Raw genomic sequence first — 12,481 nt, forward strand, 5'->3', positions numbered from 1 at the left:
TGGAACTGGACGATTACGTTCACTGGTTCAACCATCATCGCATTCACGGTACGCTTGGTTATCTTACGCCCGTTGAAGCTAGGCAGTTGCCCTCATAAATACTGTCCAATTTCGTGTTGACATTCCATAGTACGCTCTTGTTCCTTATTCGCTTTCTCCTTCTTCTCGAACTCCATTTGCGGCTCTGTTTTTCCTGTAAAGTTTATTAAAGAGGAGGAAAATCGGGGACGAGTCCATTTCCGCCAATCCCGATAGTTCTGCCCAACTTAAAACAGCTAAAAAGGGAAGTAACCCTATTGCGACAGCCCCAACAAGAATCCCGACGGAAACGCTTAAGAGAGCTCTTCGTATCGACATGATTATATCCCTCCTGTCCCGCCTTTAAACACGGGGTGATCTTCATCATACCTCGAGTACCTTAAAAGAAGATGAAAGTTGAAAACGGACTTTGCGCGGAATCGTTTCGTTCTTGTTTAGACTGCGAGTCGACGATGCGCCGCGCTTACGTAATCTTCCTGCAAACCACAGAATCGATGGGAGGACAATGTAGGCGAAGGGGTAACAAAGTCCGATGACGTACGGATTTTCAAACGAATAGGAGATGCGGATATTGTACGTGTCGTAGACCACGAATACCAGCCAGGCGAAAGTCGCCAGCAATGCGACGAACTCCCAGTTCTTGAATCCGGTCCACTCGGATATTCCGTAACTCAGGATGAATAGCCATACCGATAACTTACCGAAGGCGCCCAACAGCCAGAGGGTTGAAAAACGCGTCGATATTTTGGACGAAATTGAGGATGGATACATACTTCGTGAGTGTATAAACAGGCGAGATGAGGTCCGGTAACGAACTGAAGGACCAAAACGCCCCATAGCATGGAGAGCGCCGTTCCCCAGAGAATCGCGCGGGGGGCGGTTCGCTTGTTCTCGGCGAAATAGAACAGCAAGTATGACCGGAGTCGGAGTAGATCGGAAGGATTCGCTTCATATTCATATCCTGCGGGGTGAGGAACAATTGGAGAAATACGTAGGAGACGAGAATGGGGCCGATGATCTTCGCGCAGCGGCTAATGGCAATGATCCCCCCTCTGTACACGACATAAAAAACAAGAAACATCGGCTGAATAAAATAAACCATTTTTTCAAACCATTTACCTAACGAGTAATGAATCCAAAAGTCAGGTGGGGTTGTTATGAAAACGAAAGCATGGATCTTCATCACTGCGTTATTACTCGCTGCCGGTTGCTCGAACGGGCCGGCGGCAAACGATCAGAACGGCTCCGACCGAACGAATGTCGGAACGCATGGCGCGGGGGCGGCGTCAAACGTAACGCAAGCATCGTCCATTACTTCGGAAGCTGCGAAGAAGACATCGATGTCGATGCAGCAAACCGCCAATGACGACGCCAATTGGTTGGATTGGCTTAACCTTGACAATCTATTGGGAAGAAACGCGCCAGGCCGGACCGCCGCTCCGCAGCAGCCCCCGGTTCAAACCGTAACTCCGCAGCAACCTCCGGCTCAGAATATCAATCCGCAGCCGACAGGGGACGCTTCTCAATTTCCGCAGCAAGTGTTGGATCTGGTGAACAAGGAGAGAGGGAAAGCAGGGTTAAAGTCCCTTAGCATGAATCATGAGTTGTCGAAGATGGCCATGGACAAGGCGCAGGATATGATCAACAACAATTATTTCGATCACCAATCTCCGACGTACGGCTCTCCGTTCGATATGATGAACGCCTATGGGATTTCCTATAACACGGCGGCGGAGAACATTGCGAAAGGTCAGAGAAGTCCGACGGAAGTAATGAATTCATGGATGAACAGTCAAGGCCATCGCGCTAATATTTTGAACGGCAGCTTCACGCAAATCGGAGTCGCCTATTATAACGGCGGCTGGGTTCAAGTTTTTATCGGGTAGCCCGAACGAGGCGACCGGCGGCGATGACCCCGGTCGCCTCGTTCCATTGCGGAACTTCCGGCTTAGCGGCGGCGTCTTTTATATAGAGACGCTGCAGCGGGGGAGCCAGTCATGAGTGACGAAGATGAAATCGTTGGCTTATTTCAAGAAGACGAACGGGTAATGAGCTTATTGAGGGCCGTGAAATCATTGGATTTGCCGGACGAAGATACAGGTCTGTGCAGCGGCGACATCGCAGGATCGGAGGGAGCGATGTTGCGAAGTTTCTTCGGTCATGCAGCTTACGCGGTCGTTGTATCGGCCGTTTCATTCGTATTTTACTGGGTACTAAAGATATGGATCATAATGGGGCGCTTTACGGCGGCGGACGCCCCTCCGGGCGATATCAGTATTTCGGAAAAGGCGTTTTATAGTTATCCCGTTCCTGTCGGCTACGGAATTTTCATGATCGGATTATCGTTATGGTTATGTCGGTTCTCGACAATATCCTCGGTTCGGATAAGCGCGGTATTCATCTTCGGGATGAACGCGGCGATCGTTTTGTATTTCATAGTGCAGTTCAGGGGGATTGCGTTCGGTTAAAAGCGAAATGACCCGGTAATGCGGTTTGCATTACCGGAATCGATTCCCAATAACGGATTAGAGAAGCTGTCCGCCCGACGCTTCCAGACGAATTCCATTCACCCAGCCCATCTCGTCGGAGCACAAGGACGCGACGACCCCGCCGATATCGTCGGCTTCTCCGACCCTGCCTAAAGCTGTATGAGAGCCTATATAATCTCTCATCTCGCGGTTGTCTCTTACCGCCCCGCCGCCGAAATCCGTAGCGATCGCTCCCGGTGCGACCACGTTGACGCGAATGCCTCTTTTCCCCCATTCTTGGGCCATGTATTTCGTCAAAATTTCGATCGCGCCCTTCATTGCCGCATACGCCCCGAAGCCCTCGATCACAAATCGAGTCAAGCCCGTTGAAATGTTGACGACTCTTCCATTGTCGGCAATGCGGGGAAGCAGCTTCTGCGACAGGAAAAACACGCCCTTGAATTGCACTTTCCACAGGTTGTCGAATTGTTCTTCCGTCGTTTCCTCGATAGAAGCGTGGACACCGAAACCCGCATTGTTGACTAAAATATCGAATTGCTCTCGATTCCATGTCTCGTTCAGCACGTCGGACAGCCGGGAGACGAACGAATCGAAGGATGATACTTCGCCGACATCCAGCTGCAGCGCCGCGGCCTTCCCGCCATTGCGTTCTATTGCTTTGACGACTTCTTCCGCCTCATCCTTCCGGGTAAGATAGGTGATGATGACGTCGAAGCCTTTGCGCGAGAGCGCTATAGCGGAGTTTTTGCCGAGCCCTCGGCTGCCGCCGGTAACGAGTGCGATCTTTCGAGTCGTAGTCATGGATTTTTGGCTCCTTTTGGTTGTTATTGTCGACCACTTGATATCTTGTGATCCGTGATCTAAAGTGAGTATAGATGCTCGAGTTAACTCTAGGTCAAGGGGTAGGATGAAAATGAATTATTCCATTCAAGAGGTCGCGAACCAATTCAACCTGTCCATCCACACGCTGCGCTACTATGATAAAGAAGGGTTAATGCCCTTTATCGGGCGGGACAAATCCGGCAACCGGGTGTTCACCGACTCGGATCTCAACTGGGTTGCAATGATTTGCTGTTTGAAGGATACAGGGATGTCGATCAAGGAAATGAAGCTGTATGCGGAATTGTGCGTGCGGGGCATGCAATCGATCGAGGAACGGAAAGAGATGCTCGTCGCTCACCGGAAGCAAGTTTTACAGCAGGTCGAAGATTTGAAGAAACATATCGAGCTGATCGATTCGAAAATCGAGGTCTATGAAAATCCGGAGTTGGCTCAAAAATTGTACGGAAGCCTCGATCAAACAACGAAGGGTACTTAGCGCATCCTGAAAGGAAGGAATAGGAAATCATAGCAACCGTGGAGGATTTTTCGAAACTAGATATTCGTATCGGAACCGTATTGAAAGCAGAGCCATTCCCGGAGGCTCGAAAGCCCGCGATAAAATTAGAGATCGACTTCGGCGAAATCGGTATAAAACGATCTTCCGCGCAAATCACGAAAAGATACGAACCGGAACGACTCGTCGGTCGACAAGTAGTTGCGGTCGTCAATTTCCCGATGAGGCGCATCGCCGGTTTCGAATCCGAAGTGTTGGTCATCGGGGGTGTGCCGGGAGAAGGCGACGTGGTGCTGTTGAGACCGGACGAACCCGTCAAGAACGGTACGCCCATCGCCTAAAAAGAGCGCTCGCTTCCGGCAAGTCAAACCGAAAAGCATCGTAACACATCCGCTCCGCCCACAATATGATGTGTCTAGAACAATCAAATGAGGTGAGCCGATGGCAGTCGTAAAAGCCAGAAGCAGGGATATTGACATGTTGGCAAGGTTGCTGCGAGCCGAAGCGGAAGGCGAAGGCGAAATGGGGATGCTCCTTGTCGGAAATGTGGGGATTAACCGTATCCGATCGAATTGCTCCGATTTCAAAGGAATCCGAACCATCCCGCAGATGATCAATCAGCCGCATGCGTTCGAAGCGCTGCTTCATGGCTTGTATTATCAAAAGGCTAGAGAGAAAGAACGGCGGTTAGCCCAGCGGGTCGTGGACGGGGAACGGTTCTGGCCGGCCAAATTTTCCCTCTGGTATTTCCGTCCGGGAACGGCTGCGGCGCCCCAACCCTGTCCGGCCAACTGGTATGACCAGCCGCACGTAGGAAGATACAAGCTTCACTGTTTTTATCAGCCGACCGGCGAAGAATGCGAAAATGTATATAATATTTATTAATTCTCCCTCCCGCTTTCTATGAGCGGGTTTTTTCGTTTTTCCGGACAACCTCCTTGTCGCGTTCGTATCTACGACGGCTGGACGAGTTTGAATGGTATAGTAAAAAGAACGAACAAAGGAATCGTGTTTCGGACGGCGTTGAAGGATTTGATCCAACTTTATCGTACGGGTTGAGGTACGACGCGTGTTGGAAAGCAGACCGCAAGCCGCCGAAGGCCAGATCGGTCTGCTTTTCTTGTCATCTACTTGGATTTCGACCCGTTATGCTCTTCATCGTATTCGTTGGACAGCTCTTCAAGGGATTTGATGGGACCATGCGGGTTTTGAGCTTGTTTTCGGCTTCTCACTTCATTTATTTTTGTCTTTTTGGATCTAGTCATCGACAAGGAACTCCTTTCCGATCGTTATTGGAAGGCGTCGCTTCCATCCCGATAGGATGATACGGTCGATCGCAAAATATTCAAGGCGCGGCCCGCGCCGAGCGCTTCGGCCAGAGCAGCGCGAACAGGACGAGCGGAACGACAAACGCGAACGTACCGAACAGGAACGGGCGGCTTTCCGTAGATTCGCCGAGCTGCACGGCGGAGTCGAAAAACCAAACCACGCAGACGAGCGCGAAGATGCCGATCGGCGCCGCCGCCGACTTCGCGTTCACGGTCGGCACCAAAACGCTTGCGACTTGGCACAAAAAGTACAGCGTTATGCCGATCTTGAGCAGCACCGTGGGAATCCATGCCGCTGCGATCGGCATATCGAGCCGATCCAAGAAATCGGTCAGCCGCAGCTGTCGGATCAGCTCGTACGGCGGATCCCAGAACATCGTCGAGAGATCGGGACCGAACAGCACCAGTTCCCCCAAGATCATGATCGTCGTGACGGCGATGCCGACGGCGATGCCCGGAAAAATATCGGCTAGCCGGAATGTCCGCTGCGCGAACAACAAAGGCATCAGCATCAGCTCCGCGAAGTGGCCGAAGGCGTAAAAGGACGCTTCCGCCACGCCGAGCGGACGCTCCAATACGGGACTTAGAAACTCCAATCGAGCTTGGCCCGTCAACAATGCAGGGAGGAGGAACACCAAGATCACGAACAGGGGGCAGAGGACGATGCTCGCTCTCGCGATCACGACGATGCCGCTCTTCACAAACCAAACCGCCGTGAATACCGCGGTGCTCGCGAGGACGACCATCGGCGTAGAGGGCAGCAAATAAATATTGACCAAGCTGACGAGAAATCGGATGTCGTGCGCGATCGTAAAGAAAAAGACGAATCCATACAGAAGAAGTACGCCTCTGCCGATCCAAGGCCGTCTGGAAAGCATCGCTTCGATCAGCGGAACGGCCGGGAACCGTCTCTGCACCGCGTCCATCAGCCATAACGGGAGCAGGACGGCGATACCTGCGACGATATACCCCATCCAAGCGTCCTGTCTCGCGGCAAGGATCATCGGAACGGGGGGGTGTTTGATCGCGATGGAGACCATAAACAACACCGCGATCATGTTCGCTTGCAGCTTCGATATTTGTTGCATCGGGCAACCCCCTAACGAAAGATGTCGTCCATCCAATTCCCGGGCCGCGGGAGATCGGGGCGGCTCGCCATCCAGAACCATACCAAGGCGCTTGCCGCATACAGCGCGGCGGCGAACCATCGATTCGCCGGAGAAGCGGAACGGTAGCCCTGCCACTCCCAGACCAGAGCAAGGGCGATTAGGACGAGGATGGGCGCGAAATCGCTCATGACGGATCCAGCTCCTTCAATTTCAGGTCGAGCGACCGAATCAACGCGCCGTCATGCACGAGCCGCACCTTCGGCGTGACCTTGACTTTGACGTTCGGATATTCGGTATCCTCCCAGCGGTCCCGTACGCGCGCCCAATACCCTCGGTAACGGCGGTGCACCGCGTCCCCGAAGCCTAACGCGTCCGCTCTATGCTCTTGGCAGGCGGCGACGGCTTCTTCGATCAGTTGAGCGATCCGCCGTTCCGCCTCGCGCTCCAAGGCGGCGCGACGGCGATAATCCGTCGGATCGTAATCGGATACATTTTCGGCAAGGGCCGCCGTTGCGGTCAACGAGATGTTCACTTCGATTCGTCCGTTTCGCAGCGCGGGGCGAATTTTCGAATCCGACCACATGATTTGGAAGGTAGCCGCCCTTCGATCTTTCCCCGGGAACGGCACGTCGATCATCGGGGTTCGGGCTTGACCCATCGCGAGCAATAGGCCGGTCGCGACGCGGTCCTCCAGCACGGTCGCCAATTTGTCGTGCTTGAATACGGCGATGCCCGCCAGCTGAATCGTCGTCTTCTGCTCCTTCTTCAAGTTCGTGGCGGTGGGAATTTTTCGAACCGCGGGGGCGATCGGGTCGATGCCCTCGGTCAGCAGCGAATACAAAAATATCCGCAAGTTTATCGGATCGTTCGTCGCCATTTGGGACAATTCGCGCAGCAGCTCCGAGGGCGTCTTTTCGATCGGGGCGTCCGCGACGAGTACGTTTTTCGCTTCGCCCATGGCGATAATCGGGAACGCGCTCAGCCGGTTCTGCGGGACCCGAAAGATCGGGTCGAACATCGGCACGACCCCTTGTCGAGCCAACGCCTCTCCGATGATCAGCACTCTTCGATGAGAGAAGTTGAGGAGCCGCGATAAGTGGTCCTGCTCCGCCTCGGTCGAGTCCCGGACCGTCCGGCCGAAGGCGGACTCCGCGTACCAGGCTTTCGAACCGGACGTGCCCCCGCCGCCGCCCTGCGGACCGCCCATTTGACCGACCAACGGAATTTGCATCGTGCTGCGATATCCTCCATCCTCCAGATCGATGGCCGTGCCGACGACGAATGCGACGTCGTTGATTTCTTTCCGATCCCAGCAGCCGGGCAGCAACAGCAGGCAAGCGATCAAGAAGACCGTTCTTTTCATGGGGATGTCGCACCTTCCCTCGATTCTCCGCCCTGCGGAGGTTTCTTGTCGTTCATTCGCCGCCGGTTGCGGGACGCGAAGGAAGGACGAAGTACCATAGCCCACCACGGGGCGCGGACGAAAATATCTTTTTGATCCGACCTTCGGAATGGCGTTAGCCCGGTGAGATACGGAACGCCGAAAGACGTCAAGCCGCATAGATGGATTACGATCCATACGGTACCCAGGACGATGCCGTAGACGCCGAATATGCTGGCGAGCAGCATCAGCGGGAATCGAAGCATCCGCACCGTGATCGCGAAATTAAACTTCGGGATCGTAAACGAGGCGATCCCCGTAAGAGAGACGACGATGACGACGGGGGCGGATACGATGCCTGCCTGCACCGCGGCTTGGCCGATGACCAAGGCGCCTAAGATACTGACCGCTTGTCCGATAATTTTCGGCAGCCGAATGCCCGCTTCCCGCAACGCTTCGAACGCGACTTCCATAATCAGCGCTTCGATTAACGCCGGGAACGGAATCGGCTCCCTCGACGCGGCGATGCTGAACATCAAGCTCGTCGGAAGCATGTCTTGGTGGAACGTCGTGACGGCGATGTACAGGGCAGGCAAGTATAGGGCAATGAACAGAAAGGCGTAACGAAGCCACCGCAACAAGTTCCCGATAAAATAACGTTCGTAGTAATCTTCGCTCGAATGCATCAGCTGCCAAAACGTGATCGGCCCCGTCAGCACAGACGGCGTGCCGTCGACCAAAATGACGACGCGACCTTCGAGCAGCATCGCTGCGGCCGTGTCCGGCCGTTCCGTGTACTGCAGCTGCGGAAATGGGGAGTAGGGGTGCTCTTCGATGCATTCTTCGATGTACCCGCTTTCCAAGACGCCGTCGATCCGAATGGCGCGGATGCGCTCTTGCACGTCTTGAACGACCTTCGGATCGGCGACGCCGTGCAAATAAGAGACGTATACGGTGGTTTGCGTTTGTTCTCCGACAGTTGTGGCCGCGATTTTGAGCTGCGGGGTTTTCAGCTTGAAGCGGAGAAGGGCGGTATTCGTATGGACGTCTTCCGTGAAAGCTTCTTTCGGCCCGCGAATGTTCACTTCCGTCGTCGATTGTTCGACCGCGCGGCGCATGCCTCCTTTGACGCGGAGCACGACCGCTTCGCCGCACCGGTCCAGCAGAAGCGCTGCGCCGCCTTCCGTAAGTTCGCGGACGACGTCGGACAGCAGAGGCGTCGACGCCGAGGACGGCACGGAAAGCAGACTTTCGCTCAGCTGTTTCGCCAGGGAATCGCCGGCTTCGGGAGCGGCGGCGAACGCCTCGACGAACGGGCGCAGCGCATTATCGCTCAATTCTTTCGTATCCACTACCCCGGCGATGTAGACGAGGCAAGCTCTCGTTCCGTTCGCTGCGGTTACCGGCCGAAAGTTGACGTCGGCGCAGTCGACGAAGACGTCTTTCAACGCAAGTACGTTGCGATCCAGCTCGAAGGCGAGCTTCGTCGACTCCGGTCCGTCATTCGACGAAGCCGCGCCTATGTTGTTGGACATCCCGTCTCTTCCCACGTGAGCTGGTTCCTTCCGTCTGATCGATAACCAAAGTTTGTCATTGAAGGGCTTTCTTTATGCACCGCGGCGATGGTTGGTCGTTCCCTTGCATAGCAATATATTCGTTGCTCTTTTCGTTTACTCGCGAAATAGAGTAGAATCGAAGCTATGCGGGACGTATTTTCTTTCCGAACTTCCTATATCATCCTGCAACATATATTTCGCAAGGCGCGTCTGTAAAGATGCAAGAAAGGGGGAGCCCATCTTGGTGGAGCACAATCTGATCAGAGCCGCTCAATCGGGCGATCGCGACGCCCTGATCGCGCTGTTGCGCGAGATTGAGACGCATGTTTACCGAACGGCATATTACATCTTGAATAACGAACAAGATGCCATGGATGCGGCGCAAGAAGCGCTCATCCGGATATATACCAAGATAGATTCCTACGAGGAGAAAGCTCAGTTCAAAACCTGGGTGCAACGGATCGTTACGAATATTTGCATCGATAAGTTCCGGCGCGCCAAAGCGTCGGTTTCGATCGAAGAGCATGAGATGGTGTTCCCGACGGACAATAACGTCGAAGAGGAAGTGATGGCTTCCTATGCGGCGAAAGATATCCGGGAAGCGATCAATCAACTTCCCGAACACCACCGGACGGTCGTCGTGCTTCGGTATTTGCAGGATTTCTCTTACACCGAAATCGCGGATTCGCTGGGCTTGCCCCTCAACACGGTGAAATCGTATTTGTTCCGAGCCAGACGACAGTTACAAACGCTCCTGAAGGAGTATCAGAAAGGTGGTGTACGGAGATGACTTGCGAAGAGGTGATGGAACTTATGCAAAGACACCTGGACGGTGATTTGAATTACGAAGAACAGAAGCAACTGTCGGAGCACCTCGACGCTTGCCCGGAGTGCACCGATATGATGGAGCGCCTGGAGCGGATCGATCAGGATCTGGCAAGCCTGCCGAAGGTGACTCCGGCATATAGTCTTGTAGATGCCATTATGCCGCGACTCGCGCAGATCGACGCGGCGAGCGAATCGATGTCGGCCCGGGAAGCCGCGCCGCGGGGCGCCGCGGTACGTCCGTGGTACGCTCGAGGCGCGTTCGCCCGGTACGGCGGCTTGGCCGCGGCGGCGGCGGTGCTCGGCGTGCTCGTCGTGAACGGCATGACGGGTTCGTTCGAGAAGAGCGCGAACCAGGCGCAAGAGTCGGCTGCCTCCGGCGGCGCGTCCGCGGATATGATGATGTCGATGGAAGCGCCGTTGGAGGAAGCCGTGGCGGACGGCGCCGCTACGAAGCGAAGCGCGTCCGAGGCCGAAGCGCCCGCTGCGGATGCGTCCCCGTCGATGGATAACGCGGCGGATCCGAACGCTTCCGTCTCGTCGACGCCGGAGCCGAGCAAGGCGCCTAAGGACGGCGACGACACGGCCGCGGGCAGCGGGGAGACGCCGGCCGCGCCGCCTCCATCGCCGTCCCGCGAGCCGCAGCCGGCAGCGGCCGGCGGCGGGACGGACGGCGCCGAAGGCGTCGGCGTCATGGGCTTCGAAGGCCCCGCCGAAGAGGGCGCCGCGCCGGAAAGCGAAGCGCCGAAGGAAGCCGCCGAGATGCCGCCTGCCGAGGAAGAACCGACCTACGGCATCGCGAGAGATCAGGCATTCGAAGACGGAGCGAGAGGGAAGGGCTCCGTTCCGGGGCTGCTCTCCGAGGACGGGACGTTCGCGGCCGCCGTGGAGCTTAAGGAGGACGGCACGCAAGTCGTCGTCGTCAACGAGTTGGAAGGCGACGCGGACTACGCTTCCTCTTATGCGTGGGCGGCGGAGACGGCGGTGGAGCTGATCGGCTGGGACGGCGCAACGTTGACGTACACCGCTACGACCGAAGGCGTCGCGCGAACGTTCCGGATCGACGCGGCTTCCGCGACCGAGACGGAAATCGAATAATCCAAGACGCAACCCGCTGCACACTTCGAGCGGCCCGCGCGTATAGTATACTAACTCGAAAGAAGGTCCCAGCGCCGATATATCCACAGGGACGAAGGGTCCTAGGCCTTCCTCCCGGTGTTTATATAGATGTGATGGGGACGAAGGGATCGCGTTCGAAGCGAAAAGGCTTTGACGCGATCCCTTTGTTGTTTTACTATTGGTAACGAACATGAACAACCGGCTGACGCAAGGGACGGAGCGGGGAACGACGGGGGAACGACAAGCATATGGATTACAAGCAAGCCGCGCGGGAATGGTCGCAGGGGACCGTCCGGCCGATCTACATATTGCACGGATCGGAATCGTACGTGATGGGGGAGTGGATCGACCTGTTGGTCTCGACCGCGCTCGAGCCGGATACGAAAGATTTCGCGCTCAGCAAATACGATCTCGGCGAGACGCCGCTCGAGACGGCGATCGAGGACGCGGAGACGATTCCGTTCTTGTCGCCGCGCAAGATCGTCATCGCCTCGGGGGCGTATTTCTTAACCGGCGGGCGCGACCCGTCGCGGGCGGAGCATAACGTCGACGCGCTGCAATCGTACGCGGCCGCTCCGGCGGATCATGCGGTGCTCGTTCTGACGGTGCCGTCGGACAAGCTGGACGAGCGAAAGAAGATCGTGAAGACGATGAAAAGCGCGGCCGTCGTACTGCCGTTCGCACCGCTCGGGCCTGCGGAGCTGCCGCAATGGGTCGCCAAGAAGGCGGCGGGCTGGGGCGTCAAGATCGAAGCCGACGCGATCGACGCGCTGCTCGCGCGGGTCGGCGGCAGCTGCGCGACGATCGCGTCGGAGATGGAGAAGTTGAGCCTGTACGTGGGCAAGGGGAACGAGATTACGTCCGAACACGTCGAGGCGCTGGCCGTGCGGACGTCCGAGCAGAACGTCTTCCTGCTCGTCGAAGAGCTCGCCAAGCTCCGGCCCGAGCGGGCGATGACCATCTTCCACGATCTCCTGAAAGAGAAGGAAGAACCGATCAAGCTGCTCTCGCTGATCGCTCGCCAATTCCGGATGATGCTCGGCGCGAAGGAGCTGGCGAAGCAGGGCTTCTCCGGTCCGCAGATCGCCTCTCAGCTCGGCGCGCATCCGTACGCGGTGAAGATCGCGGGGGAGCAGGCGAAGCGGTTCCGCACCGAGACGCTCGAACGGCTGATGAAGGAATTGGCGGACTTGGACGTCGCGATGAAGAGCGGCGGCATCGACAAGGCGCTCGGCCTCGAGCTATTTATTTTGCGCTTGGGCGCGGCGGCGAACGCGGCATCCGCAAGCGCCCGATAGG

Annotated in this window: 16 protein-coding genes; 9 read left to right on the forward strand and 7 right to left on the reverse strand. The window is 56.1% G+C overall.

Going from position 1 to position 12,481, the window contains the following annotated elements:
- Positions 1-98: IS3 family transposase (locus RIN49_RS27575; RefSeq protein WP_309123351.1), on the forward strand; the 98-nt coding region annotated here is incomplete at its 5' end.
- 46 nt (positions 99-144) lie between these two features.
- On the opposite strand, the gene RIN49_RS27580 is transcribed toward RIN49_RS27575, so the two are convergent.
- Positions 145-357 (reverse strand): hypothetical protein, encoded by a 213-nt coding sequence (locus RIN49_RS27580; protein ID WP_309123324.1) that lies wholly within the window; start codon positions 355-357, stop codon positions 145-147.
- An 839-nt stretch (positions 358-1,196) separates the two neighbouring features.
- On the opposite strand from RIN49_RS27580, the gene RIN49_RS27585 reads away from it, so the two are divergent.
- Together RIN49_RS27585 and RIN49_RS27590 are read left to right on the forward strand one after the other, a co-directional pair.
- Positions 1,197-1,925, forward strand: a complete 729-nt coding sequence (locus RIN49_RS27585; RefSeq protein WP_309123325.1) for a CAP domain-containing protein — start codon at positions 1,197-1,199, stop codon at positions 1,923-1,925.
- A 111-nt stretch (positions 1,926-2,036) separates the two neighbouring features.
- On the forward strand, positions 2,037-2,507 hold the full coding sequence (locus RIN49_RS27590) for a hypothetical protein (protein WP_309123326.1): 471 nt from the start codon (positions 2,037-2,039) through the stop codon (positions 2,505-2,507).
- Positions 2,508-2,564: 57 nt separating this feature from the next.
- On the opposite strand, the gene RIN49_RS27595 is transcribed toward RIN49_RS27590, so the two are convergent.
- Positions 2,565-3,329 (reverse strand): SDR family oxidoreductase, encoded by a 765-nt coding sequence (locus tag RIN49_RS27595; protein ID WP_309123327.1) that lies wholly within the window; start codon positions 3,327-3,329, stop codon positions 2,565-2,567.
- Between the two features lie 112 nt (positions 3,330-3,441).
- On the opposite strand from RIN49_RS27595, the gene RIN49_RS27600 reads away from it, so the two are divergent.
- The 3 genes from RIN49_RS27600 (at position 3,442) to RIN49_RS27610 (ending at position 4,749) form a co-directional block, all read left to right on the forward strand.
- Positions 3,442-3,846 carry a MerR family transcriptional regulator gene (locus RIN49_RS27600; RefSeq protein ID WP_309123328.1) on the forward strand — a complete coding sequence of 135 codons (405 nt, stop codon included), beginning with the start codon at positions 3,442-3,444 and terminating at the stop codon, positions 3,844-3,846.
- 29 nt (positions 3,847-3,875) lie between these two features.
- On the forward strand, positions 3,876-4,205 hold the full coding sequence (csaA, locus tag RIN49_RS27605) for a chaperone CsaA (protein ID WP_309123352.1): 330 nt from the start codon (positions 3,876-3,878) through the stop codon (positions 4,203-4,205).
- Between the two features lie 100 nt (positions 4,206-4,305).
- Entirely contained in the window at positions 4,306-4,749 is a 444-nt protein-coding gene (locus RIN49_RS27610; protein ID WP_309123329.1) for a cell wall hydrolase, read from the forward strand.
- A gap of 242 nt (positions 4,750-4,991) precedes the next feature.
- Here RIN49_RS27610 and RIN49_RS27615 read toward each other — a convergent pair whose 3' ends face one another.
- From RIN49_RS27615 to RIN49_RS27635, 5 genes are all read right to left on the reverse strand, one after another.
- On the reverse strand, positions 4,992-5,129 hold the full coding sequence (locus RIN49_RS27615; RefSeq protein ID WP_309123330.1) for a DUF6254 family protein: 138 nt from the start codon (positions 5,127-5,129) through the stop codon (positions 4,992-4,994).
- A gap of 80 nt (positions 5,130-5,209) precedes the next feature.
- On the reverse strand, positions 5,210-6,280 hold the full coding sequence (locus tag RIN49_RS27620) for a GerAB/ArcD/ProY family transporter (protein WP_309123331.1): 1,071 nt from the start codon (positions 6,278-6,280) through the stop codon (positions 5,210-5,212).
- An 11-nt stretch (positions 6,281-6,291) separates the two neighbouring features.
- Positions 6,292-6,489 carry a hypothetical protein gene (locus tag RIN49_RS27625; RefSeq protein ID WP_309123332.1) on the reverse strand — a complete coding sequence of 66 codons (198 nt, stop codon included), beginning with the start codon at positions 6,487-6,489 and terminating at the stop codon, positions 6,292-6,294.
- Positions 6,486-7,664: a Ger(x)C family spore germination protein gene (locus RIN49_RS27630; RefSeq protein WP_309123333.1), complete on the reverse strand. Its 1,179-nt coding sequence runs from the start codon at positions 7,662-7,664 to the stop codon at positions 6,486-6,488. The genes RIN49_RS27625 and RIN49_RS27630 overlap by 4 nt, the downstream gene beginning before the upstream one ends.
- The gene (locus RIN49_RS27635; protein ID WP_309123334.1) at positions 7,661-9,217 is read right to left on the reverse strand and encodes a spore germination protein; all 1,557 of its coding nucleotides are present in this window, start codon (positions 9,215-9,217) and stop codon (positions 7,661-7,663) included. Before RIN49_RS27635 ends, RIN49_RS27630 begins: the two co-directional genes overlap by 4 nt.
- Before the next feature lie 262 nt (positions 9,218-9,479).
- Between RIN49_RS27635 and RIN49_RS27640 the strand changes: the two genes are divergently transcribed.
- The 3 genes from RIN49_RS27640 to holA all read left to right on the forward strand — a co-directional run bounded on the left by RIN49_RS27640 (position 9,480) and on the right by holA (position 12,480).
- Positions 9,480-10,028 (forward strand): RNA polymerase sigma factor, encoded by a 549-nt coding sequence (locus tag RIN49_RS27640; RefSeq protein WP_309123335.1) that lies wholly within the window; start codon positions 9,480-9,482, stop codon positions 10,026-10,028.
- Positions 10,029-10,042: 14 nt separating this feature from the next.
- A complete protein-coding gene (locus RIN49_RS27645) occupies positions 10,043-11,161 on the forward strand; it encodes an anti-sigma factor family protein (RefSeq protein WP_309123353.1) in 1,119 nt (372 codons plus the stop codon).
- A 269-nt stretch (positions 11,162-11,430) separates the two neighbouring features.
- Positions 11,431-12,480, forward strand: coding sequence for a DNA polymerase III subunit delta (gene holA, locus RIN49_RS27650; RefSeq protein WP_309123336.1), 1,050 nt, complete (start codon positions 11,431-11,433; stop codon positions 12,478-12,480).
- Position 12,481 lies beyond the last annotated feature (1 nt).

It is taken from the genome of Paenibacillus sp., from assembly GCF_031177825.1.
Taxonomy (GTDB): domain Bacteria; phylum Bacillota; class Bacilli; order Paenibacillales; family YIM-B00363; genus Paenibacillus_AE.